This window comes from Pseudomonas sp. SWRI51, from assembly GCF_014268825.1.
Lineage (GTDB): Bacteria > Pseudomonadota > Gammaproteobacteria > Pseudomonadales > Pseudomonadaceae > Aquipseudomonas > Aquipseudomonas farsensis.
Genome location: NZ_JABWRG010000019.1, coordinates 1 through 24,148 on the forward strand (window position 1 = coordinate 1; position 24,148 = coordinate 24,148).

24 protein-coding genes are annotated in these 24,148 nt (G+C 63.4%); 11 read left to right on the forward strand and 13 right to left on the reverse strand.

What is annotated here, in order from left to right; genetic code table 11:
• The first annotated feature begins 337 nt into the window (after window positions 1-337).
• Complete coding sequence (locus tag HU720_RS08855; protein WP_186519232.1) at window positions 338-592, forward strand: hypothetical protein; 255 nt, start codon at window positions 338-340, stop codon at window positions 590-592.
• 18 nt (window positions 593-610) lie between these two features.
• Here HU720_RS08855 and rimI read toward each other — a convergent pair whose 3' ends face one another.
• Window positions 611-1,066, reverse strand: coding sequence for a ribosomal protein S18-alanine N-acetyltransferase (gene rimI / locus HU720_RS08860; RefSeq protein ID WP_186519234.1), 456 nt, complete (start codon window positions 1,064-1,066; stop codon window positions 611-613).
• Window positions 1,063-1,854 (reverse strand): energy transducer TonB, encoded by a 792-nt coding sequence (locus HU720_RS08865; protein ID WP_186519236.1) that lies wholly within the window; start codon window positions 1,852-1,854, stop codon window positions 1,063-1,065. The genes rimI and HU720_RS08865 overlap by 4 nt, the downstream gene beginning before the upstream one ends.
• A 254-nt stretch (window positions 1,855-2,108) precedes the next feature.
• Between HU720_RS08865 and mksB the strand changes: the two genes are divergently transcribed.
• From mksB to mksF, 3 genes are read left to right on the forward strand one after another with little or no spacing between them, the layout of a single operon-like run.
• On the forward strand, window positions 2,109-3,395 hold the full coding sequence (gene mksB / locus HU720_RS08870) for an Mks condensin complex protein MksB (protein ID WP_186519238.1): 1,287 nt from the start codon (window positions 2,109-2,111) through the stop codon (window positions 3,393-3,395).
• Complete coding sequence (gene mksE, locus HU720_RS08875; RefSeq protein WP_186519240.1) at window positions 3,385-4,089, forward strand: Mks condensin complex protein MksE; 705 nt, start codon at window positions 3,385-3,387, stop codon at window positions 4,087-4,089. Before mksB ends, mksE begins: the two co-directional genes overlap by 11 nt.
• Window positions 4,086-6,917 carry an Mks condensin complex protein MksF gene (gene mksF, locus HU720_RS08880; RefSeq protein ID WP_186519242.1) on the forward strand — a complete coding sequence of 944 codons (2,832 nt, stop codon included), beginning with the start codon at window positions 4,086-4,088 and terminating at the stop codon, window positions 6,915-6,917. The genes mksE and mksF overlap by 4 nt, the downstream gene beginning before the upstream one ends.
• Before the next feature lie 171 nt (window positions 6,918-7,088).
• Here mksF and HU720_RS08885 read toward each other — a convergent pair whose 3' ends face one another.
• The 5 genes from HU720_RS08885 to rplU all read right to left on the reverse strand — a co-directional run bounded on the left by HU720_RS08885 (window position 7,089) and on the right by rplU (window position 10,782).
• Entirely contained in the window at window positions 7,089-7,502 is a 414-nt protein-coding gene (locus HU720_RS08885; RefSeq protein WP_186519340.1) for a CreA family protein, read from the reverse strand.
• 53 nt (window positions 7,503-7,555) lie between these two features.
• Window positions 7,556-8,674, reverse strand: a complete 1,119-nt coding sequence (gene proB / locus HU720_RS08890) for a glutamate 5-kinase (protein WP_186519244.1) — start codon at window positions 8,672-8,674, stop codon at window positions 7,556-7,558.
• A gap of 87 nt (window positions 8,675-8,761) precedes the next feature.
• On the reverse strand, window positions 8,762-9,985 hold the full coding sequence (gene cgtA / locus HU720_RS08895; protein WP_186519246.1) for an Obg family GTPase CgtA: 1,224 nt from the start codon (window positions 9,983-9,985) through the stop codon (window positions 8,762-8,764).
• A 186-nt stretch (window positions 9,986-10,171) separates the two neighbouring features.
• On the reverse strand, window positions 10,172-10,429 hold the full coding sequence (rpmA, locus tag HU720_RS08900; RefSeq protein ID WP_186519248.1) for a 50S ribosomal protein L27: 258 nt from the start codon (window positions 10,427-10,429) through the stop codon (window positions 10,172-10,174).
• Between the two features lie 38 nt (window positions 10,430-10,467).
• Window positions 10,468-10,782, reverse strand: a complete 315-nt coding sequence (gene rplU, locus HU720_RS08905) for a 50S ribosomal protein L21 (RefSeq protein ID WP_186519250.1) — start codon at window positions 10,780-10,782, stop codon at window positions 10,468-10,470.
• 244 nt (window positions 10,783-11,026) lie between these two features.
• On the opposite strand from rplU, the gene HU720_RS08910 reads away from it, so the two are divergent.
• The 3 genes from HU720_RS08910 (at window position 11,027) to HU720_RS08920 (ending at window position 12,911) form a co-directional block, all read left to right on the forward strand.
• The gene (locus tag HU720_RS08910) at window positions 11,027-11,995 is read left to right on the forward strand and encodes a polyprenyl synthetase family protein (RefSeq protein ID WP_186519252.1); all 969 of its coding nucleotides are present in this window, start codon (window positions 11,027-11,029) and stop codon (window positions 11,993-11,995) included.
• Window positions 11,996-12,176: 181 nt separating this feature from the next.
• The gene (locus HU720_RS08915) at window positions 12,177-12,518 is read left to right on the forward strand and encodes a zinc ribbon domain-containing protein YjdM (RefSeq protein WP_186519254.1); all 342 of its coding nucleotides are present in this window, start codon (window positions 12,177-12,179) and stop codon (window positions 12,516-12,518) included.
• Window positions 12,519-12,665: 147 nt separating this feature from the next.
• Window positions 12,666-12,911, forward strand: a complete 246-nt coding sequence (locus tag HU720_RS08920; protein ID WP_186519256.1) for a hypothetical protein — start codon at window positions 12,666-12,668, stop codon at window positions 12,909-12,911.
• Between the two features lie 76 nt (window positions 12,912-12,987).
• On the opposite strand, the gene HU720_RS08925 is transcribed toward HU720_RS08920, so the two are convergent.
• The 4 genes from HU720_RS08925 to HU720_RS08940 form a co-directional block, all read right to left on the reverse strand.
• The gene (locus tag HU720_RS08925; protein WP_186519258.1) at window positions 12,988-13,605 is read right to left on the reverse strand and encodes an FKBP-type peptidyl-prolyl cis-trans isomerase; all 618 of its coding nucleotides are present in this window, start codon (window positions 13,603-13,605) and stop codon (window positions 12,988-12,990) included.
• A gap of 105 nt (window positions 13,606-13,710) precedes the next feature.
• The gene (locus HU720_RS08930; protein ID WP_186519259.1) at window positions 13,711-14,208 is read right to left on the reverse strand and encodes a TIGR00645 family protein; all 498 of its coding nucleotides are present in this window, start codon (window positions 14,206-14,208) and stop codon (window positions 13,711-13,713) included.
• Between the two features lie 447 nt (window positions 14,209-14,655).
• Window positions 14,656-14,994 (reverse strand): hypothetical protein, encoded by a 339-nt coding sequence (locus HU720_RS08935; RefSeq protein WP_186519261.1) that lies wholly within the window; start codon window positions 14,992-14,994, stop codon window positions 14,656-14,658.
• Between the two features lie 164 nt (window positions 14,995-15,158).
• On the reverse strand, window positions 15,159-17,597 hold the full coding sequence (locus HU720_RS08940; RefSeq protein WP_186519263.1) for an ATP-binding protein: 2,439 nt from the start codon (window positions 17,595-17,597) through the stop codon (window positions 15,159-15,161).
• Window positions 17,598-17,836: 239 nt separating this feature from the next.
• Between HU720_RS08940 and HU720_RS08945 the strand changes: the two genes are divergently transcribed.
• From HU720_RS08945 to HU720_RS08960, 4 genes are all read left to right on the forward strand, one after another.
• A complete protein-coding gene (locus tag HU720_RS08945; RefSeq protein ID WP_186519265.1) occupies window positions 17,837-18,325 on the forward strand; it encodes a DUF3015 domain-containing protein in 489 nt (162 codons plus the stop codon).
• A gap of 79 nt (window positions 18,326-18,404) precedes the next feature.
• Window positions 18,405-20,258 (forward strand): DUF4105 domain-containing protein, encoded by a 1,854-nt coding sequence (locus HU720_RS08950; protein ID WP_186519267.1) that lies wholly within the window; start codon window positions 18,405-18,407, stop codon window positions 20,256-20,258.
• Between the two features lie 96 nt (window positions 20,259-20,354).
• Window positions 20,355-20,711 (forward strand): hypothetical protein, encoded by a 357-nt coding sequence (locus HU720_RS08955; protein WP_186519269.1) that lies wholly within the window; start codon window positions 20,355-20,357, stop codon window positions 20,709-20,711.
• 69 nt (window positions 20,712-20,780) lie between these two features.
• Window positions 20,781-21,299, forward strand: a complete 519-nt coding sequence (locus HU720_RS08960; RefSeq protein WP_186519271.1) for a GreA/GreB family elongation factor — start codon at window positions 20,781-20,783, stop codon at window positions 21,297-21,299.
• 335 nt (window positions 21,300-21,634) lie between these two features.
• Here HU720_RS08960 and HU720_RS08965 read toward each other — a convergent pair whose 3' ends face one another.
• Both HU720_RS08965 and HU720_RS08970 read right to left on the reverse strand, forming a co-directional pair.
• Entirely contained in the window at window positions 21,635-23,170 is a 1,536-nt protein-coding gene (locus HU720_RS08965; protein WP_186519273.1) for a SulP family inorganic anion transporter, read from the reverse strand.
• A 188-nt stretch (window positions 23,171-23,358) separates the two neighbouring features.
• Window positions 23,359-24,078: a carbonic anhydrase gene (locus HU720_RS08970; protein WP_186519275.1), complete on the reverse strand. Its 720-nt coding sequence runs from the start codon at window positions 24,076-24,078 to the stop codon at window positions 23,359-23,361.
• Window positions 24,079-24,148: the final 70 nt, after the last annotated feature.

Here is a 24,148-nt window from a genome sequence, read left to right on the forward strand (position 1 = left end):
GCGCAGCAGCCCTGAAAACCCAAGGGGCTGCTGCGCAGCCCAACGCGGGACAAGCCCGCTCGCCACAACTCTCTATCGTTTCCCACAGGATTGGGTCCAACCAACAATGTTGCGGTTGGGCAGGGCCTGCGATGAGGCTAGGTCAGGGTTGTACAAAACCATAGAACCTCCCACGGCCCGCGGAAGAATTCGCTATGGGCAAACCTGAAACCAAGTATTTCAGAAAGCCCCGTCCTAGGAATTGGCCTACACCGGTCACAGCCGCTTCTGCGTTGTTGTGCTCTGCTATCAAGGCTAACGTTGCCCGCTCGCCCACCGAGGTGACAGGAGAAGCACCATGACCGATCAGGCCGCCAACCCACCCGCAGCAAAAACCAGCCGCAACTTCTTCACCATCAACCACGACATGTCCGGCGAAGACGCACTGGTGCATGCCATCGAACTGATCCGCGGCATAGAAGACACCATCGATGAATACTGCTGCGCCATGGCCGGCGAGCCCGGCGTGGGCATGCTGGTCAACGCCGCGCACAATGCGCAGATGAGCCGGGCGCTGGCCGAGCATGCCCTTAAACGCGCAGTGCCCGACTAGCTGGCAAAAAGCAGGCTGTCAGTCTTCGAGCAGCGTGCAGGCCATGACCAGTGCATCTTCACGCCCGCCCGCCAGCGGGTAGTAATCGCGGCGCCTGCCGATTTCGTTGAAGCCGTAGCGCTCGTACAACCGGTAGGCCGACTGATTGCTCGCACGCAGCTCCAGAAAGCACTCGCGGCCATTGAGCTGATAGGCCCGCGCCATCAGATGCTCAAGCAGGCGCAGGCCCAGCCCGCGCCCCTGGTTCTCCGGCTTGACGGTGATATTGAGCAGGTGCGCCTCGTCGATGATCACATTGATCACGCCATGGCCCACCTGTTGCTGGCCGTCGAACATCAACCACACTTCATAGGACTTCAGCGCATCGGTGAAGATGCCGCGGGTCCAAGGGTGGCTGAATGCGGCATATTCGATTTTCAGCAGGGCATCGAGGTCCGCCTCGGTTGCCGGGCGGAAACTGATCGAGTCACTCATTCAACGCTCTTCCAGCGCGCCATCAGCTGGCGCATGGCTTTCCAGACGTGCGCTTTACGCTGCGGCTCGTCCATCAACAGTTCAAGGCCCGGCAACGCCCATGCGTCACCGAGCAGGTCGACCTTGAGGGTCTGGTAGTACGCCTCGGCATCGGCCTCGCCGGCAAAGCGCACGGCAGGCAGGCCGATCAGCCACAGGCAGCTGCACGGCGCTTCTTCGACACGGGCGGCAATAAACCCCTGCACGAAGTCGCGTGCAGCGTCCGGGCCTTGGTCCATGTTGCCGCGCACCAGCAGCGGCCAGCGCACCGGCTCGCCGATGATCTGCGGCGCGTCCGGCAGGCCGGCGGCGCGCAGCAGGTCCTTGAGCAACAGGTAGGACGGGTCGCGGCTCTGGAAGGGCTGGCCAGTGGCAAGCTCGACCAGCAGCAGGCAGCTACCGGCGCGCAGCAGTTGCAGCGAAAAACGCGGAGGCGGCACCGGCGCTGGGCGCGAGGGCGCTACCTCAGGCTCGGCTTCGACCGGCTTGGCGGCGACCTTCGGCGCGCTACCTGGGCGCGGAATTTCGATTTTCGGCCGCTCGCTGCGCGCCTGGGGCGCTGCCGGGGCGGCGCTGGGCGTGGCACTAGGCGCCGCCGGGCGCACCTCGAAATCGGGCTCGTGCAGCGGTGCCACCGGCAACAGCAGTTCTGGGCGCGAGGGCGCGGCGAACGGCAGCTCGGCGCGCGGCAGCCAGTGCACCACTTGCATGGCGGACAGGTAAGCGCGGCGGCGGGACTCGATCAGCAAGGGCGGATTTCCGGGCGGGTGAAGTCAGGCGCGCATTCTAACGTCATTGGCGGTGTGGCGCCGCATCAGATTGTCGGGCCTGTCGCGGTGGTTCGGCGTTCCGACCAGGCCCGCTCCCAGGGCACATGGGCAGCCCAACCAGAAAAAACCCCACAAAGGCTCAGGCATTCCCTCATTGCAGACCAAGGGGTGAAATCCTCCCCCCCGGATGCAGTACAATCGCCGCTTTTATTTGGCAACGAGTCGACCCGCCAATGATCGAACCCAAGCGCGTCCTTCGCGCCCTAGCCGAACACTGGGCCTTGATCGAGCCGCTGTGCGAGCGCTTCGACCAAGGCACCCTGAGCCTGGTCGAACTGCGCCAGCAACTGGCCCGCCAGCAGGTGGAAAGCACCGCGCAGGACATCACCCAACTGCTCGACGTGTGGATCCGCCTGGACATCCTGGTCCCGGTAGCAAAAAGCCCGAACCGTTTCGAACTCAACGCGCAGATCCACGATTTTCTGGCCTACCTGCGCCGCGAGCACCGCCTGGGCCTGTGCCTTGAGATCGAAGCCTACCTGCGCCACCTCGAACGCCTGGCCGGGCATATCCAGGACGCCTTCGACAACCGCGACAGCGACGACCTGGCGCGGCAACTGCGCCTGCTCGACATGCGCGTGCGTGACGTACTCAAAAAGCTCGACAACGACGAGCAGGCGCTGGTGGCCGTGGCCGAGCGGGCCAAGACCAGCAACCGGCAGATCCCCCTGCGCCAGCGCTACGCCGAAGTGCTGGCCACCTGGGACGAGTACGTCGAGCCGATGATCCAGCTGGTCAACGCCGACGGCGCCTTCGAGCAGGGCGTGCGCAAGGTAGAAACCGTGCTGCTGCGCCTGCTGGGCGAGCAGGCGCGGCTGGGGCACCTGGTCGATGACGACATGTTGCTGCGTACCCACGCGCGTATTCTGGAAATGCAGACCAGCGCCCAGCTGACCCTGCGCCACGCCCGCGAACTGCTGCTGCCGCTGCGTGAAGAAGCGCGCCGGCACAACGCCGTGACCCGCGGTGCCGCGCTGGCGTTGTCGGTGATCCGCAAAAAAGGCATCGACGCCGTGCCACAGGCGGCCATGCCGATGTTCACCCGCCCGCAAAGCACCTTCCTCGGCAGCGCCAGCCAGGTCGAGGCCTACGTCTATGCCCTGGCGCGTTTCGAGCCCAAGCCTGCGCGCTTCCCCAAGGCGCACAAGACCCACAAGGGCCCGGTGCCGCGTGCACCGCGCACGGTCAAGGAAATGCTCGAGCGCTGCGCCGATGCTCTGCCGCTGCCCGACCTGATGGTCTGGCTGCTGGAGCAGGAACCCGAAGGCGCCACCGACGAGCTGCTGTACTGGTTCTCGCGCCTGTCGCGCGAAAAACGCTTCAGCCGCCAGCGCCTCGAACGGCTGGAATATGCCACCCGCGAACACCTGGTCAGCCTGCGCTCCTTCGCCCTGACATCCAGCCGCGAACCTACAGCCGCTGCCACTGAATCCACCGCGAGCCCAGCCAATGCATCTTGATCTTTCCGAACTGTCCCAGCTCGCGCCGATCTTCCGCGAACTGTTCAAGGGCTTCCACGTCAGCCGCCGCGACCCTGAAATGTACGCGCAACTGTCGAACTTCCAGGACCAGTACCGCACGCTGTTCAAGGCCCTCGGTTTCGAGCTGGTCTGCGACACCCGTGGTTTCTACTATTTCGTCCCCGATCAGGCCGCCGCGCAGGTCAACAAGACCGCCCAGCGCCTGTCGCTGTTCACCTTCATCCTGGTCGAGCACCTGGCTGACCAGGGCCGCGACCCGATGGCCGTGCTCGACGGCGGCAGCATTGGCCGCGACGAGCTGCCTTCGCTGCTGGACAAATACCGCGACCTGTTCCTGCAGGCCGAAGTGCAGGCCGTCGACGAGCTCGAAGAAAAGATCCTGCGCCGCATGACCCAGCTGGGCTTCGCCGCCGAAGAAGGCGGCATCTACCGCTTCCTGCCGCCGATGCACCGCTTCCTCGACGTGTGCCTGTCGGTGCAGCAGGACCGCGACCTGGCCGCCACCCTGCACAGCGACCTGCCGCTGCCGGTGCCTGTGCTGGTCGAAGAAGAATCGCCCGAGCAACTCAACCGTACCGACGACCCGCTCGACCTCACCCCGTTCGAGGGTGAAGAAAGCGAAGAGGACGCGCTGGCCCGCGCCATCCGCGAAGAACAGGAGATTGACGCATGAGCCAGGAACGCTACGGCATCCGCCGCTTCGCACTGCTCAACACCGCAGGCTACAGCCTTGGCCTGTTCCCGCTGGAGCACCCGCTGTCGGTCTACGGCGCCAACAACCTGGGTAAATCGGCGTCGATCAACGCGCTGCAGTTCCCGATTCTGGCGCGCATGTCGGACATGAGCTTCGGCAAGTACAGCCTTGAGCAGTCGCGCCGCTTCTATTTCGCCACCGACACCAGCTACATCCTCTGCGAACTCAACCTGCCCCACGGCCCGCACGTGATCGGCGTGGTCGGGCGTGGCCCCGGTGGCGGTTTCGGCCACCAGTTCTTTGCCTACCAGGGCGAGCTGGACCTGGCCCACTACCAGAAAGACGACACCTGCCTGCGCCAGAAGGAGCTGTTCACCAACCTTGAGCGCAACGGCCTGAAAGCGTACGAACTCAAGCCCGACGAACTGCGCCGGCTGCTGGTCGGCGGGCACACTTCGGTGCCGCTCGACCTGACCCTGATCCCGCTGCGTTCGACCAGCGAGCAGAGCCTGAAAACCTTCCGCGCGCTGTTCATCAACCTGCTGCACATGCGCGAAATCACCGCCGCCAAGCTCAAGCAGCTGTTCCTCGATGCCTTCGAGCACAGCCTGCGTTCGGGCAGCGTCGACTATATCGCCGCCTGCGAGGAAGCCTTCCGCGACGTGCGCCGCATGGAGCAGGACTACAACGCCCTGGTCGCCGCCGGCCCGCTGGTCGAGGCCCTGGCCGGTGGCGTGGCGCAGCGCGAGATCCTGCGCGGCAAGCTGCACCGCATCTCGCCGGTGCTCGACAACCTGCTGGGCACCTGGCAGGAATACGGCATGGCGCGCAAGGAAGAGCTGGTGATCCAGGCCGAGCACTACCGCGCCGAACAAGACCGCCTGCAGAACGACCAGCGCGGCGGCACCCAGGAGCTGATGCGCCTGGAGCGCGAGATCACGGGCGTGCAGCGTTGGCTGGGCGAACTGGCCGTGCTCAAGCACCGCTTCGCACTGGTTGAGAATGCCAAGGTACTGGAGCAGCAACTGCTGGCCGCCAAGGACGCCCACGACGAACTGGCCGGCGCCTTGGCGCAATCGCGCCAATTCTCCGCCGAAGACCTCGACGAGCGGGTGCGCGACCTCGAAAAACGCCTGAAGGCGGTCAAGCAGCAACTCGACCACGCCGACAACAACAGCTACGCCCGCCTGCGCGAAGAGTTCTCGCAGCAGGACGTCGACCGCCTGATGCGCCTGTTCAACGGCGCGCTGTTCAGCCTGCCGCTGGGCGAGCGTGGCATCGAGCTGGACGAGAGCGACCTGTGGGTGAAAACCCTCGAAGGCGTGCTGGACCGCTTCAAGGGCGAGCGCTTCGAAGTGCCGGGGCTGTCCATCGACATCTCGCACATCGACCCGCCGGCGCTTCAGGCCCTGGCCGACCGCGCAGCCCTGCGCGACCAGAAAGAACGCCTGGAAAAAGAGCTCAAGCAGCTCAAGACCCAACAGTCGGTCGCCCTCGACCGCACCGCCAGCAAGGCGCAGACCGAAGCCCTGTACCAGCAGGTGCTGGATGCGCAGAAGGCGCTGGAAGACTACCGCCGCAGCGAAACGCTGAGCGCCGAGGAGCCGGAAAAACTCGAACAGCTGGCCCAGCTCGAAGCCGCCCAGGACGAGCTCAAGCGCTCAAGCGATGCGTTCACCGAGCGGGTTCAGCAACTGTCGGCCAAGCTGCAACTGGTCGGCCGCCAGATCGCCGACCTCGAAGCCAAGCAGCGCACCCTCGACGACGCCCTGCGCCGCCGCCAGCTGCTGCCGGCAGACCTGCCGTTCGGCACGCCGTTCATGGAGGCGATCGACGATTCCATGGACAACCTGCTGCCCCTGCTCAACGACTACCAGGACAGCTGGCAGGCGCTGCAGCGCGTGGATAACCAGATCGAGGCGCTGTACGCCCAGGTGCGCCTGAAGGGCGTGGCCAAGTTCGACAGCGAAGACGACATGGAGCGGCGCCTGTCGCTGCTGATCAACGCCTACTCGCACCGTACCGAAGAAGCGCTGACCCTGGCCAAGGCGCGCCGTGCGGCGGTGACCGACATTGCCCGGACCTTGCGCAACATCCGCAGCGACTACGACAGCCTTGAACACCAGCTGGCGCTGTTCAACCGCGAGATCAACAAGCGCCAGGTCTCGAACCTGGAGAGCTTCCGCGTGGTGCTGGCACCGAACAAGGAAGCGCTCAAGCACATCGACCAGATCATCCACAGCGCCGGCCAGTACGAAGAAGGCGAGACGCTGTCGGTGTTCGACCTGACGCAAAGCGCCGACCAGGACAACAAGAACGAAGAAGCCAAGGAATACCTGGCGCGGCTGGTGGCGGCCAACCACAACCAGTTGGGTTTGAAGGATTTGTTCGAACTGGCATTCGAGATCACCAAGATCAACAGCCAGCCGGTGATCCATGCCGACATCGACGGCGCCGCGTCCAACGGCACCACCATGACCATCAAGGCGCTGACCAACATGTACCTGTTGCTGCACCTGATGGACCGCGACCTGGCCGGGCGCATTCGCCTGCCGTTCTACCTGGACGAGGCGGCGGACATCGACGAACGCAACCAGGCGGCATTGCTTGAAACCAGCCAGCAATTGGGCTTCGTGCCGATTCTGGCGAGCGTCAAGCCGCAGGTGTCGGCGCGTGTGGCGATTGACCTTGAAGGTGGCAGCGGGCCGAATGGCATCTACATCGACGAGGCGGACTGGAAGTACATCAGCCGGCTGGATGAAGTGAAGGCGATTGTGCGTGAGGATCAGGCCGAAGAACTGGTCTGAGGTAGCAGCAGGGCCGCTTTGCGGCCCATCGCGGCACAAGGCCGCTCCTACAAGGGTTGCGCGCAACGCAAAACATCGCGGGGCAAGCCCGCTCCCACGCCTCTGATTACCGGGGCGTGGGAGCGGGCTTGCTCGGAATGCCGAACCACCGCGATCATTTCGGCTGGGGTATTACTGCGCCCAAGGCACGATCGGAATCGCCGTCACCGCGTTCTGCGGGCTGCCTTCGATCAGGCGGTCGCTGTATACCAGGTACACCAGCGTATTGCGCTTCTTGTCGAGAAAACGCACCACTTGCATGGTCTTGAACACCAGCGAAGTGCGCTCCTTGAACACCTCCTCGCCATCCTTCAAGTCACCCTTGAAGTTGATCGGCCCCACCTGGCGGCAGGCAATCGACGCTTCGGCACGGTCTTCGGCCAACCCCAGCCCACCCTTGAGCCCACCGGTCTTGGCCCGCGACAGGTAGCAAGTCACGCCATCGACCTTGGGGTCATCGAACGCCTCGACCACGATGCGGTCGTTAGGCCCGACAAACTTGAACACAGTGGACACTTGGCCGATTTCCTCGGCACCCGCCAGCATCGGCAGCGCCAGGGCGGCGACGGCGATCAGTTTTTTCAGCACGCTCAACTCCTTCACACCAGTACCAGGTTGTCGCGGTGCACCAGCTCAGGTTCCGCGCTGTAGCCAAGCAGGCTTTCGATGGCATCGGACGGCTGGCCAATGATCTTCTGTGCTTCCAGCGCGCTGTAGTTGGCCAAGCCACGGGCGACTTCAAGGCCGTCCGGGCCGACACACACCACCATCTCGCCACGGCGGAAACTGCCCTGCACGGTCTTTACGCCGACCGGCAGCAAGCTCTTGTTGGCCTGGCGCAGGGCCTGCACGGCACCGGCGTCGAGCACCAGCGTGCCACGGGTTTGCAGATGGCCGGCCAGCCATTGTTTACGGGCGGCGAGCATGCCGCGCTCAGGCGACAGCAACGTGCCCAGGCGCTCGCCGGCCTTGAGGCGGTCGAGCACGCGCTCGATGCGCCCGCCAATAATGATGGTATGGGCACCGGAACGCGCAGCCAGGCGCGCCGCACGCAGCTTGGTCTGCATGCCGCCACGGCCCAGCGCACCGCCAGTGCTGCCGGCAACGCCGTCCAGCGCCGGGTCGTCGGCACGGGCTTCATAGATAAGCTGGGCTTCGGGGTTGTTGCGCGGGTCGGCGTCGAACATGCCGTCGCGGTCGGTGAGAATCACCAGCAGGTCAGCTTCGACCAGGTTGGCCACCAGCGCCGCCAGGGTGTCGTTGTCACCAAAGCGGATCTCGTCGGTGACCACGGTGTCGTTCTCGTTGATCACCGGCACCACGCCCAAGTCGACCAGCGTGCGCAGGGTGCTGCGCGCGTTGAGGTAGCGCTTGCGGTCAGAAAGGTCGTCGTGGGTCAGCAGGATTTGCGCGGTGTGCTTGCCGTGCTCGCCGAAGCTCGACTCCCACGCCTGCACCAGGCGCATCTGGCCCAGGGCGGCGGCAGCCTGCAGCTCGTTCATCGCGCTCGGTCGGGTGGTCCAGCCCAGCTGGCTCATGCCAGCGGCCACGGCCCCGGAGGACACCAGCACCAGTTCGACGCCTGCTTCACGCAGGGCCACCATCTGCTCGACCCACACCGCCATCGCGCCACGGTCGAGGCCCTTGCCATCAGCCGTCAGCAGCGCGCTGCCGATCTTCACGACCCAGCGCTTGGCGCCCGTCACCTTGCTTCGCATCTTGTCTTCCAACCTGTGTCGAATCTGTAGATACCGTAGATACAAAAACGCCGCTCCTGGGAGCGGCGATTAGTGTACTGCAACCGATCAGTCGCGCACGTAAATGATTTCCGGGCCGTCTTCGTCGTCCTCGAAATCATCCCAGTCGTCGTCATCGCCGATGTCGTGCACGCTCTTGACGCCGGTACGGCGCAGGGTGCGCGCATCGTCCAGGGCCTGCAGCTGGGCACGGGCTTCGTCTTCGATGCGCTGGTCGAGGTCAGCCAGCTCCGCGGCGTAGGCCGGGTCGTTGGCCAGGCGGTCGGCGCGGTCTTCAAGGTAACGCATCAGGTCACGGCTGAGCTGCTCGGTGCCCTGCTTGGCGATGGCCGAGATCACGTAGACCGGGCCTTCCCAGTTCAGGCGCTCGACCACATCCTTGACCCGCTCGTCACGCTCGTCGTCCATCAGCATGTCGGCCTTGTTCAGCACCAGCCAGCGCTCACGGTCGACCAGCGCCGGGCTGAACTGCGCCAGCTCGTTGATGATCACCTCGGCAGCATCGGCCGGGCTGCTGTCATCAAGCGGTGCCAGGTCGACCAGGTGCAACAGCACGCGGGTACGGGCCAGGTGCTTGAGGAAGCGGATACCCAGGCCTGCGCCTTCGGAGGCACCTTCGATCAGGCCGGGGATGTCGGCGATGACGAAGCTCTTCCAGCGGTCGACACTGACCACACCCAGGTTTGGCACCAGGGTGGTGAACGGGTAGTCGGCAACCTTTGGCTTGGCAGCAGAAACCGAACGGATGAACGTGCTCTTGCCGGCATTGGGCAGGCCCAGCAGGCCGACGTCGGCCAGCACTTTCATTTCCATTTTCAGGTCGCGCTGATCACCCGGCTTGCCCGGCGTGGTCTGGCGCGGCGCACGGTTGGTGCTGGACTTGAAACGGGTGTTGCCCAGGCCGTGCCAGCCGCCTTGGGCGACCATCAGCTTCTGGCCCGGGGTGATCAGGTCACCGATGACCTCTTGGGTGGAGGCGTCGATCACGGTGGTACCGACCGGCACGCGCAGGAACAGGTCCTCGCCCTTTTTACCGGTGCAATCGGTGCTGCCACCGTTGGCGCCGCGCTGGGCTTCGTGGTGACGGGTGTAACGGTAATCGACGAGGGTGTTGAGGTTCTCGTCGGCAACCATGTACACCGAGCCGCCGTCACCACCGTCACCGCCGTTGGGGCCACCGTTCTCGATGAATTTTTCGCGGCGGAAGCTCATGCAACCGTTACCGCCATCACCGGCTTTTACCCGGATCGATACTTCGTCTACAAACTTCATTCAAAACCGCCTCTCGCCAAATGACGAGTTGAAAACCAGAAAACATGAGGCTCTTGCAAAAATGAGCGCGGCGGCCCCGTACCATCAGAAACCAACGCCGGCAGCCCAGACAAACAGCTTTGCAAGAGGCTCACCACAAACGAAAAAGCCCCGTCGCGTGACGGGGCTTCTGGAGCGGCGTCGCGATTAAGCGGCGACGATGCTCACGTAACGGCGCATGAACTCGCCTTTCTTCTCGAACTTGATCACGCCTTCGATCTTGGCGAACAGGGTGTGATCCTTGCCCATGCCAACGCCGTAGCCTGCGTGGAATTCGGTGCCGCGCTGACGGACGATGATGTTGCCTGGTTTGACAACCTGGCTGCCATACATCTTCACGCCAAGGCGTTTCGATTCTGAGTCGCGACCGTTACGGGTACTACCACCAGCCTTCTTGTGAGCCATGGTTCAATTCTCCAAATAAATTCAGGGGACCTGGGGGATTAACCCTGGATACCGGTGATTTTGATCTCGGTGAACCACTGGCGGTGGCCCATACGCTTCATGTGGTGCTTACGACGACGGAACTTGATGATGCGGACTTTGTCGTGACGGCCTTGCGAAACGACTTCAGCAACGACTTTAGCGCCGGCGACGACGGGTGCGCCGATGGTGACTTCTTCACCGTTGGCAACCAGCAGAACGCGATCGAAGGTTACGGATTCGCCAGTGGCGACTTCCAGTTTTTCGATCTTGAGGAATTCACCTTCAGCGACTTTGTACTGCTTGCCGCCGGTAACAATTACTGCGTAAGACATGGTATTTCTCCGATAATCCTGCTCACCCAGCGCTTTATATGATGAGTATTGGCTGGCATGGCTGCACGAGGCTGGAACGGCCCGGTGCAATTGCGTAAGGCAGGTGCTGCCCAGGAAGTTAGGGTGCGCGATTGTACGCAACCGGCCAATGCCTTGCAAGTGGCGCCCAAGCACCACCGGCACCGCGCCTTGACACGCCGATACCCGCGACCTAGCATGCCGCGCAACCTTAATGGAGCAGCCGATGCAACCCCAATCCTTCTACCGCGCGGTAGCTGACGATTTCAGCGCCGTCGACGAGATCATCAAGAAGCAGCTGACCTCGCGCGTGCCGCTGGTATCGAAGATCGGCGACTATATCACCTCTGCCGGCGGCAAGCGCCTGCGCCCACTGCTGGTGCTGCTGTGCGGCAAGGCCCTTGGCCGCGAAGGCGACGACCTGCGGCTGCTGGCAGCGACCATCGAGTTCCTGCACACCGCCACCTTGCTGCACGACGATGTGGTCGACATGTCCGGCATGCGCCGTGGCCGCTCCACCGCCAACGCACTGTGGGGCAACGCCCCAAGCGTGCTGGTGGGCGACTTCCTTTATTCGCGCTCGTTCGAAATGATGGTCGAGCTGGGCTCGATGGCGGTCATGCAGATCCTTTCCAAGGCCACCCGGGTGATCGCCGAGGGCGAAGTGCTGCAGCTGTCGCGGGTACGCGACGCCAGCACCAGCGAAGAGGTCTACATGGAGGTCATCCGCGGCAAGACCGCCATGCTCTTCGAGGCTTCGACCCACAGCGCGGCAGCGCTGGCCGGCGCCAACGAGCAACAGCGCGAGGCGCTGCGCACCTTCGGCGACCACCTGGGCGTTGCATTCCAGCTGGTCGACGACCTGCTCGACTACAAGGGCGACTCCGAAACCCTGGGCAAGAACGTCGGTGACGACCTGGCCGAGGGCAAGCCGACCTTGCCGCTGATCTACACCATGCGCGAAGGCACGCCGGAACAAGCCGCGCTGGTTCGCCAGGCCATCCAGAAAGGCGGCCTGGAAGACCTCGAGCAAATCCGCATTGCCGTCGAAGCCTCGGGGGCGCTGGACTACACCGCCAAAATGGCCCGCGACTACGTCGCCCGCGCCATCCAGTGCCTTGAAGTACTGCCGGCCAGCGAGTACCGGGATGCCCTGGTAGAGCTCAGCGAGTTCGCGGTCGCCCGTACCCACTGATTCCTCGCGTCACCCTCATCGCGGTGGTTCGCCGCTCCGAGCAAGCCCCCCCACTAGCCCCAGGGCATTTGTGGCGGCGGGCTTGCCTGGAGTGGCGAACCACCGCGACGCATTTGTGCATCCCGACACTAAACCCTATACAATGTGCGCCTTTATTGACCTGTCCCCTTAAGGAAGCGAAGTGAGCACTCTGCCGCACTGTCCCAAATGCAACTCCCAATTCACCTACGAAGACGGCACCCAGCTGGTTTGCCCGGAATGCGCCCACGAGTGGTCGGCCGCAGGCGATGCACAGGACGCCAGTGACGACGTGGTGAAAAAGGATTCGGTGGGCAACGTGCTGCAGGACGGCGACACCGTCACCGTGATCAAGGACCTGAAGGTCAAGGGCTCGTCGCTGGTGGTCAAGGTCGGCACCAAGGTCAAGAACATCCGCCTGTGCGACGGCGACCACGACATCGACTGCAAGATCGACGGCATCGGCGCCATGAAGCTCAAGTCCGAGTTCGTGCGCAAGGTCTGACGCCCGTCTGGGGCTGCCGTCCGCGCAGCCCCGACAGACCCTGCAACAGGGTCGCCTGTACCATTCGGAAGAATTCTTCCAATAGTCACTTGCTATTTTGATAATAAGAATTATTCTCATTGGAATTGATATCCAAGGAGAACAGCCATGACCTACCTGATCGACGCCTGGCTTGATCGCCCCCACCCTTACCTGCGCATCCTGCATCGCGAAACTGGCGAAGTGTGCGCCGTGCTCGAAAAAGACGCGCTTGATGAGCTGCGTGACCAAGGCGACTTGGACATGACCGGTTTGAATTCGAGTGAGCCTTCGGTGCTCAAGGAGCTGGTGAGGAACCTGTTTCTGTTCTGCTATGCGCGGGCATTGCGCCCTGGGGGAACCGATTGGAACTGAACAGCATCGCAGGGGAGGCTCGCTGCCAGCAGGTCGTAAACAACCGGTGGCAACGGGCCCGCCCCGCGATCAGGCATTACAGAACGTCGAGCAGCTCGACGTCGAACACCAGGACGCTGTGCGGCGGGATGCTGCCAACGCCTTGAGCGCCGTAGGCCAGCTCGCTCGGCACGTACAGGCGCCACTTGCTGCCAGCGTTCATCAGTTGCAGGGCTTCGGTCCAGCCTGGGATCACGCCACCGACCGGGAATTCAGCCGGCTGACCACGCTCGTAGGAGCTGTCGAACACGGTGCCGTCGATCAGGGTGCCGTGGTAGTGGGTGCGCACGTTGTCTTCGCGCGATGGCTTGGCGCCGTCGCCTGCGGTCAGCACTTCGAACTGCAGGCCCGAGGCCAGGGTGGTGATGCCGTCACGCTTGGCGTTTTCAGCCAAAAATTCCTTGCCGGCTCCCGCAGCAGCTTCGGCCTTGGCAGCGGCTTCGGCTTGCATGATGTCGCGGATGACTTTGAAGCTGGCCGACAGGTCTTCTTCGCTGACGCGGCTATCGGCGCCGTTGAAGGCGTCGGTCAGGCCGGCAACGATGGCTTGCAGGTTGACGCCCGGTGGCGGGTTGTCACGCAGCTGGCCACCCAGCTGGCGGCCGATGCCGTAGCTGACGCGGGATTCGTCGGTAGTCAGGTTGAGTTCGGACATTTCGCACTCCGCAGTAGGGCGAACGCAAAGCCGCCCTATTAGAAAAAGGGCATGAAGCCTAGCACACAGCGGTGCCGTGAATCAGCTTCAGCGCCAGAGATTGGATCAAGCAGCGCCGTGCTTGGAGATCTTGTCCAGGTAACCCATTACAAATGCCGAGATCACGAACGTCATGTGGATGATCACGTACCACATCAGGTAATCGGTGGAGATGTTCTGCGCATCCATGAATACGCGCAGCAGGTGGATCGAGGAAATCGCCACGATGGACGCGGCCACTTTCATCTTCAGCGAAGACGAATCCATCTTGCCCAGCCAGCTGAGCTTTTCCTTGTGTTCATCGATGTCGAGCTGTGAGACGAAGTTCTCGTAGCCGGAGAACATCACCATGACCAGCAGGCCGCCGACCAGCGACATGTCGATGAGCGACAGGATCACAAGCACCAGGTCCGCCTCGCTGAGGGCGAAGACGTTGGGCAGCACATGGTAGATTTCCTGAAAGAACTTCAGGGCCAATGCCAGCAGGCCGAGCGACAGGCCAAAGTAGATCGGGGCGAGCAGCCAGCGTGAGGCATACATCGCGTTTTCGAGAAGACGTTCCATGGACAGGGGGGCTCGATAAGTGGCTGAAAAATCGAGCGCGAGTATAGCCAGCCGCCTGTTACAGCAAAAGCCTGTGGTGGATTGGCACAGCGTGCTTCACTTCAAAGGCCTCATCGCAGGCTGTCGCCAGCTGCCACTGGAATTGAGCCAGACACCAATATTGCAGCTGACGCGGTCTCTGTGGGAGATTCTATGGTTTTGTACAAGCCTGTTCTCGCCAGACACATCTCCTTGTGGCGAGCGGGCTTGCCCCGCGCTGGGCTGCGCAGCAGCCCCTGAAAGCCCAAGGGTAAACCTCAGGACTGCTGCGCAGCCCAACGCGGGACAAGCCCGCTCGCCACAACTGTCTATCATTTCCCACAGGATTGGGTCCAACCAGCAGTGTTGCGGTTGAGCACGGTATCTGTGGGAGCTGGCGCCAGCCTGCGATGAGGCCCGCAGCCACACTCAGGTTTCGGGGTGAAATTGGTAGTCGCCTAGGTGACGGCAGCGCTCGCCGTTGATGCGCCGTAGCTGCGCCTGCAGGTGCAAGCACCAGATCTGCGGGTCTTGCGCCACTTGGTAGCCATGCAAGGTCAAGCTGTCGACGATGGCGTTCATCACCGACTCGGCCACCATCGGGCCATGGAATGGCCCCTGCGCCTTGATGGCCGAAGGTTGCTCACCGGCCATGCCGGCCGCGAACAGCAGCGTCCACATACCGTTGTCACCGGCAAGCGGGCGGATACTGCATTCAATACGTGTCACCAGGCCGAGGCACTGGCGAGTAAGGCTGAGGTTGCGCATGACCGCGTCCCCTCCATAAAGCCCTGTTCAGCCCGAACCGCTCCGGGCTGTTTCCATCCTGAACCCTGATGCTGTCCCTTGGTTCAACTCTAGCCGATGGGTGGGGAGAGTTAGAAAACCGGCGCCGAACGGTAGCAATGTGCCTCCAGCGCCAGTTTATTGACTTACGCCGGTTTGGCCTGGGCGACCATCTCCTCAAGCCGCTCTTTCTCGGCTTCCTTGATCTCTTCCTCGCTGATCATTTCGGAAATTTCCCGCAAGCGCTCAACCACACGGGCGTTGACGCTGCCCTCGGCGAACTCACCCTTGTCGTCCAGCGCGCCGGCCTCCTCACCCACCAACAGGCTCAGCGCCTCGTCGGCCTGGCTCACCGCATACACATGGAAGCGCCCGGCCTCGACAGCCTGCAGCACACGCTCATCGAGCATCAGGGTGGCCACGTTGGCGCGCGGGATGATCACCCCTTGCTCGCCCGTCAGGCCGCGGGCCTCGCAGAGGCGGAAGAAGCCTTCGATCTTCTCGTTGACCCCGCCGACCGCCTGCACTTCACCAAACTGGTTGATCGAGCCGGTGATGGCAAAGCACTGCTTGAGCGGGGTGCGTGACAGCGCCGAGATCAAGGTGCAGGCCTCGCCCAGCGAGGCACTGTCGCCATCGACGTAGCCGTAGGACTGCTCCAGGGCGATGCTGGCCGAGATCGCCAGGGGGAATTCCTGGGCGTAACGGCTGCCCAGGTAGCCGGTCAGAATCATCACCCCCTTGGAGTGAATCGGCTGGCCCAGATTGACCTCGCGCTCGATATCGACAATGCCGCTGCCGCCCGGGTAGACCGTGGCCGAAATCCGCGCCGGCATGCCGAACGCCGAATCGCCCACTTCCAGCACGGTCAGGCCGTTGCACTTGCCGATGGCCGCGCCCTCGGTGTCGATCAGAATGATCCCGGCCAGCATGTCGTCGAGCACTCGCTGCGAGACACGGCCAGTGCGCGTGGCCTTGGCCTTGAGCGCCCGCTCGATGTGCCCGGCGTCAGTCATTGCCTCGTTGGCCAGTTGGCGGATGAAATCGGCCTCGCTGACCAACTGGAACAGGTCGCCGATACGCGCCGACAGGCGCGACTGGTTCTCTGCCAGGCGGGCGCTGTAGGTGGCCAGGCGCGCCACTGCGTCACTGGTCAACGGCGCCATGCCCTCTTCGTTGGTGCGGGTGCGCAATAGCTGGGCGAACTGCTCAAGGTTCTCATCGACCATGGGCATGTCTTCGTCAAAATCGACCAACACCCGGAACATCTCCTGGAAGTCCGAATCGTGGTCTTGCAGCGCGTAGTAGAGCTGGCGCGAGCCAATGATGACTAGCTTGACGCTGAGCGGGATCACCTGCGGGGTGAGGCTCACGGTGGCGACCCGGCCCAGCTCGCCCAGCGGCGACTCCATTTTCAGCTTGCGCGACTGCAGGGCGCGCTTGAGCGCATCCCAGACGAACGGCTCGCCGAGCATCTTTTCTGCTTCCAGGATCAGGAAGCCGCCATTGGCGCGGTGCAAGGCGCCGGGGCGCAACTGGCGGTAGCAGGTGTACAGCGCGCCTTGGTCGGTGCTGTATTCGATACGGCCAAACAGGTTGTCGTAGGTAGGGTGCGGCTCGAACACCACGGGTGCGCCGCCATTGCCGGGGTGGCCGACCACAAGGCTTGGCGCATATTGCTCCTCGAGCATCTTGCGGGCCACGGCGTCGGTCTTGCTGTCTTCGACCAGTTGCTCGACCACGGTGCGCAGCAGGTTGAGCTGAACTGACTGCAGATAGGCGCAAACAGCGGCGTTTTCGGCGTACTTTTCCGATAATGGCGCCAGCAGCGGCTGCAGCGCCAAGGTGATGGTCTCTTCGTTCAACTGGCGCAGCTGGTTGTTCGACTCACGCTTCCACTGCGGCAGGCTGGAAAGCTCGTCGTTGAGGCGCTCCTCGAGCTCGGAAATGTCCTCGTGGAAGCGCTCGCGCAGTTCCTCAGGCAACTGCGCAAACTCGGCCTCATCCAGCGCCTTGCCGTCAGCCATGGGGGTGAAGGCGACGTTGCTGCTGTCGCGGTACAGGGCCACGTCCTTTTCCAGCGAAGCGCGTTCGATGACGTCCAGGGCGCGGTCATAGCGCTGGTTGAAGGCGCGGTCGATGGCGCCTTTTTTCTGCTGGTAGGACGGGTGCTCGAACACCGCCGGGAAGGTTGCCAGCAGGTTGTCGATCAGCCCGTTCATGTCGCTGATGAATTCGTTGGCGGTGCCCGAAGGCAGCTCCAGCGCCCGCGGCTCGCGGGATTCTTCGAAATTGTTGACGTACAGCCAGTCTGGCGGGGTGGCCTGGCGCTTGCCTTCGGCCTTCAGGTAGCGCTTTACGAACGAGAAGCGGCCCGTGCCGGGCTCGCCCATGACATACACGTTGTAACCAGGGCGCGGCATGGCCACCCCGAATTGCAGGGCCTCAACGGCACGTTCCTGGCCCAGCACACCACGAAACGGCTCCAGATCGTCGGTATTGGAGAAGGCAAACTGTTCAGCGCAGAAACGCCGGGTCAGGGCTTCGGGCGCAAGACGCAGGCGCGAGGCGACAGGATCGGGCATGGGGTTTCCTTACTTCGGCGGGGCGGATGCAGGCATTCTGGCGCCGCCAGCGCGCAGCTTGCAAGGCTGTACAGGACTTTATGTCGCAGCCTGGGCTTTGCAATTTTTCGCAATAAACAACGCAACCTTTGGATCGTGCCTAAACTCCAAGCTGCGCGGGGGGGTGGAAAACTTCCCTGTCCTGGCAGCCCTGTTGCCAGAACTGACCCTTTGGTAGTCACTAGAATGAGAACAACGCTATGAAACGGATTCTTCTGGGTACTCTGTTCGCCGCTGTCTCGATCAACGCCATGGCGGAAGCGCCAGGCGGCCCGAACTGCGGCTGGGGCAACATGCTGTTCGAAGGCCAGCGCGGCACACCTGCGCACTTCCTGGCCTCCACCACCAACGGCACCTCCGGTAACGCAACCTTCGGCATGACCTCGGGCACCAACGGTTGCTCGACCAAAGCGTCGCTGACCTATGGCGGCCGCTCCTGGTTCGCCATGAACGGCATGATGAACGAGCTTTCCGAAGACATGGCCAAGGGCGATGGCGAAGCCCTGACCACCTACGCCGTGGTACTGGGCGTGGCACCTGAGGACCGCGCGCACTTCGCCGCTGTCACCCATGAGCACTTCCAACAGATCTTCAGCAGCGCTGATGTGACTGCCGAAACTGTCCACAGCAACACCCTGGCCGTGCTCAAGAGCGACCCGCAACTGGCCAAGTACGCCACCGAGGCTTGAGTCCCGCGTCTCCCGCCCCGCTACCGGGGCGGGTTCTGGCGCGTTATCTTTCGGCATCATCAGGATGTAGTTGCCCGACATGCTCAAACGCCTCGCACCCTTGGCGCTGCTTGCCAGCGCACCGTTGCACGCAGCACCACAACCCGACCCCGGCCGCCTGCAACAGCTCGCTGCCACGCCCTACTGGATTGCCCTGGGCCATTACGAAACCGCCAAGCTCGGCGGCTGGCGCAGCTATGTCGACGACAAGCGCTTCTTCCTGGCCGCCGACGGTGCCCACCACCCGGACCAGGAGCTCAAGGCAACGGTCGATGCGCTGTATGCGCCGGCAAGCCTTGGCGACAAACACGCCCAATGTGTTTATCCGGCACGCACCCGCTGGTTGCGCGAGCAGCTTGCGCTGACCGACCTGCCAACGCCCGACTGCAAGGAATTCAACACCTGGTACACGTCGATCGACCCGCACAGCGCGGCATTGATATTCCCGGCGGCCTACCTGAACAGCCCGTCGTCGATGTTCGGCCACACGCTGCTGCGTATCGACCAGTCCAACACCCGGCGTGACGACACCACGCTGCTGAGTTACGCGATCAATTTCGGTGCCTATATCGAAGGCAGCGACAACAGCATTCTGTATGCCTGGAAGGGCCTGATGGGCGGTTACCCCGGCCTGTTTGCGATGATGCCCTACCAGGACAAGCTCTCCGAATACCGCAGCCTGGAAAACCGGGACCTGTGGGAGTACCAGCTGGACCTTACGCCGCAAGAGACCGGGCGCATGGTCGAGCATGTGTGGGAACTCAAGCAGATCCAGTTCGACTATTTCTTCTTCGACGAAAACTGCTCGTACCGCCTGCTCGAACTGCTGCAGGTGGCCCGCCCCGGGCTGGACCTCACCTCGCAGTTCCCGCTGACGGCCATCCCGACCGACACGGTCAAGGCGGTGCGCCAGTCGGGACTGGTGTCCGACGTGCGCTACCGCCCGTCCCGCGAACGCGAGTTGCTGGCCCGCGCCGAAGCGCTTGAGCCTGCCGAAAAGCAGCAGGTGCTGGCAGTGAGCGCCGACACCACGCAACTGCAAAGCCCGGCCTTCACAGCCCTGCCTCGCGACCGCCAGGCGCTGGTTCAGGACGCCGCCTACCGCCTGGAGCGCTACCGCGCCAATGGCCAGGAGCGCGACCCAGGCCAGGCTGCGCGCAGCTTCGAGCTGCTGCGGGCGATGAACCGCAACCCGCCACCGCCACTTGAAATCGAGCGCCCCGGCCTGCCGGAAGACGGCCACCAGTCGCGCACCTGGCAGCTGGGGGTGGGCACCCGCGAGGACCGCGCGTTTGCCGAATATGGCCTGCGCATGGCTTACCACGACCTCAACGACAACATGTACGGCTTCCCGCTGGGCGCGCAGATCGAGATCTTGCAACTGAAGTTGCGCCAGTACGAGGGCAACGACTGGCAGGTCCAGCGCCTGGACCTGGCCACCATCCGCTCACTGACCCCGCGCAATGCACTGCTCAAGCCGTGGTCGTGGCAGGTGGCTGGCGGCCTTGAACGGGTGCCGGGCAAGCATGACGACGAGGTGCTGGTCAGCCATGTCAACGGCGGTGCCGGTGGCACCTGGCAACTGAACGACGAACTGCTGGGCTTTGCCCTGGGCACGGTGCGGGTCGAGCATCACAATGATTTTGCCGAGTTCATCTCCCCGGCAGCCGGCTTCAACAGCGGGCTGCTGTGGCGCAACCCGCTTGGCAACATGACCCTGGAGGCCAAGGGCGATTTCTTCACCAACGGCGAGGTACGCCGCAGCGTGAGCCTGAACCAGCAGTGGGAAATCAGCCAGAACCTCGGCCTGCGCCTGAGCGCGTCGCGGCAGTTCAGCCACCTGGCCACGGCGCAGAACGAGGTGATGCTGGAGTTGAAGTGGTATCACTACTAGCCGAGGGGCTGTCTACGGATCCTTCGACAGCGTTTTGACATCGCGCCCACATTTACCGCTCTAGACTTGCCGGTATCTACTGGAGGTCATGTGGTCATGTCGCGGTACTTGTGGGTGTTATGCATTGCAGCGCTGCTGGCCGGCTGCCAAACCCAGCACGAGCAGATGCTCGGCCAAGGCTATCCGCCCGCCTATGCCGACGGCTTCGACGACGGCTGCAGCAGCGGTCGCCAGGCGGCCGGGCTGATAGTTGGGGAATTTCGCAAGAACGTGCCGCGCTACCTGCATGAGCGTCAGTACGAAAGCGGCTGGGACGACGGCTTTCGCCAGTGCCATGCCATGCAAAGCAGCGAAGACACCCGCCAGTACCGCGAGCGCTACTGGGACCAACGCGACCGCGATTGGCAACGGGAAAAAGACCAAGGCGCTGCCCGGGCATTTCGCCATAACTGAGGTCGCAACCGGATAACCGTTGAAACCCTGCTACTGCGACCATGGTCTCTTGCACAAGGAGGCCCAACCATGAGCCGAGCATTCGTCAACGAAGACCACGCCGCCGCCCAGGCCAGCCAGCCGGTGGAGCGGCGCATCAGCGACCAGCCAAACTACATGACCGCCAACGGCCTTGCCGAGCTACAACAACGGGTGGCGGCACTTAACAACTTGCGCAGCGAGCTGCAGGGGTTGGGTGATCGGGCGGATAAACAGCGCCTGGCTGACGCCGAGCGAGACCTACGCTACTTCAACGCACGGGTGCAGAGCGCCCAAGTGGTGCCAGCAGCGACCTCCACGCAGCAGGTGCAGATTGGCAGCCGGGTGCGTTTTGTCGATGAGGACGGCCGGGAGCATGAGGTGCAACTGGTGGGCGAAGACCAGGCCGATGCCCAGCGCGGGCTGATCAACTGGGGCTCGCCACTGGGGCGTGCGCTGCTAGGCGCAGGGCCCGGGGATGAGGTGCTGTGGCGCAGGCCGGTGGGGGACCAGATGCTTGAAATCATCAGGATCAGCGCCGAGGGCGATAGCGGGCTTGACCCGCAATAGCGCAAGCCTGCCACTCGCAGAATCATCTGCGCAGGGATTGTGCAGGCCTGTCCCGGCCTCATCGCAGGCTATCGCCAGCTCCCACAGGAATCTGGGCCAACTCTCGAAATTGCGACTGTGCGCGGTCCCTGTGGGAGATTCTATGGTTTTGTACGAGCGTGTTCTCGCCAGACATATCTCCTTGTGGCGAGCGGGCTTGTCCCGCGTTGGGCTGCGTAGCAGCCCCTCAAAACTCAAGGGTAATCCTCAGGGCTGCTGCGCAGCCCAACGCGGGACAAGCCCGCTCGCCACAACTAACTGTCATTTCCCACAGGACTGGGCCCAACCAGCCCCCGTCAGGCCCCGACGCCCGCGGTAGTGCGCAAACGCCCCTCGACCCGCCGTTTCAGGCGATGCTGCTCAAGCACCAGCCGCGAGCCATTGGCCGCGCCACTGCGGCCCCAGTCTTCGAGCAGCTCAAGGCAGGAATGGTCGATATAGCTGAGGTTGCCCAGGGGTACGTGCAGCGTGGTGCCAGGCGGCACAGTGTCCAGCACCTGGGTCAGCGCCGGCACCTTGAGGAAGGTCGCCGAACCGGCAAGACGCAGTTCCATATGCCCCGGTTTACCCAACGCCACCAGGTTGATTTTCAGGCGCGCCGCCTTGAACGCCAGCTTCAGCAGCGTCAAAGCAAAGCCCAGCAACACGCCGGTCAGCAGGTCAGTGAAGATGATCGCCAGCGCCGTAGCGGCATAGGTGAACATCGGCATACGGCCGTAGCGGCCCAGGCCACGAAACGCCTTGAAGTCCACCAGCTTGATACCGGTGTACACCAGCACACCCGCCAGGCTCGCTACTGGAATCTGCTGCAGCACACTGCTCAGCACCACCACGAACGCCAGCAACCACACACCATGCAGAATCGCCGAGGCGCGGGTCTGTGCGCCGGCCTGCACGTTGGCCGAGCTACGCACGATCACCCCGGTCATCGGCAGCGCACCGAGCACACCGCAAAGCATGTTGCCGATGCCCTGGGCCGACAGCTCACGGTCGAAGTCCGAGCGCTGGCCGCTGTGCATGCGGTCTACCGCCGCCGCCGAAAGCAAGGTTTCGGCGCTGGCGATGAACGCCAGGGCGAAGGCTGCCACCAGCAAGGTGGGGTCAGCCAGCTTGAGCAGGTCGTCCGGGCGCAGCCAGTCGATGGCTTCGGACAAGTCAGCCGGCACCTGCACGCGGTTGACCGGCAGCGCCAGCCACAGGCTGATGGCAGTCATCGCCGCCACGCCCAGCAGGGCGCCGGGCAAGAACCTCAGCCGCTGCGGGCGAAAGCGCTCCCACGCCCACATGATGGCGATGGTACCCAGCCCCAGCAGCCCGGCCTGCCAGCCGGCCCCGGCGTTTTCCAGCGGCAGCGCCGCCGCCAGCGTGGCCGGGAAGCCCAGCAGGTTGTCCACGCCCGACGGCTGCGGCGCGGTATCGAACATCACATGCACCTGGGACAGCACGATCAGTACGCCAATACCTGCCAACATGCCGTACACCACCGCCGGCGCCGTGACGCGGAACCAGCAGCCCAGGCGAAAGCGCCCGGCCAGCAACTGCAGCAAGCCGGCCAGCAGCAGGATCGGCCCGAGCATGGCCATGCCGTACTGGCGCACCAACTCGAACACCAGCACCGCAAGGCCGGCGGCCGGGCCGCTGACCTGTAGCGGCGAACCGGCAATAAAGCCCACCACCACACCCCCGATGATGCCCGTAATCAGCCCCTTGGCCGGCGGCATGCCGGACGCGATGGCAATGCCCATGCACAAGGGCAGGGCGACCAGAAACACCACAACCGATGCCAGTAATTCGCGCGGCAGTGCCGCTTTGATCTGTGTCTTGTTCACCATGACGCTCCATTTTTGATTGACGGCCAATCCACTGGCCGTTAGCACGGGGAACCCTGAAACACGCGCACACGCGGGCCGCCAGCGGGTTTGCCGGCAAGGCAGTCAGGGAAATTCAAGGCAGCCGAAGGCCGCGCCGCACCCGTTGGGTGCAGCCGGCTATCAAGGTCTTTTCAGCGTGACGGGGTCGCTTAGTAGCGGCCTCTCGGAGTAGCGCAGGGGATCGTGTCGCCTTCGGTCAGCGGCAGGAAGCGGTCGCTGGCGGCATCGTAGGCTTCGATCTGGCTGGTTTCGATATCGTAGATCCAGCCATGGATGTGCAGTTGGCCTGCGGCCAGGCGCGAGGCCACCGACGGGTGGGTGCGCAAGTGGTGCAACTGGGCGATGACGTTTTCCTTGGTCAGCAGGCCCATGCTCTCGTGCTCGTCGGCGCAGGAGCAATTGTCCTCGACCACGGTACGGGCCACTTCAGCGTGGCGCAGCCAGGCGGAAACGGTCGGCATCTTGTCCAGCGAACGCGGGTTGAGCACCGCACGCATGGCGCCACAGTCGGAGTGGCCACAGATGATGATGTGGTGCACGCCCAGTGCCATGACCGCGTACTCGATGGCGCTGGAAACGCCGCCGTTCATCTGGCCGTAAGGCGGGACCACGTTACCGACGTTACGGGTAACGAACAGGTCGCCAGGCGAGCTTTGCGTGATGAGTTCGGGGACGATGCGCGAATCGGCGCAGGTAATGAACATGGCGCGCGGCTTCTGCGCGGTGGCCAGCTTCTTGAACAGTTCTTGCTGCTCAGGGAAGACTTCGGTGTGGAACCGCAGGAAGCCGTCGACGATATGCTTCATGGCAGCATCGGCACTTTCTGCGGGTGCAACCGGGACGGCCTTGGAGGGGTCCTTGACAGGCATGATTCATCCTCTTGACGGTTTGTGGGTACGTTCCATGTTACCGGGGAAAGATTATGGCTATGCGAGGTTT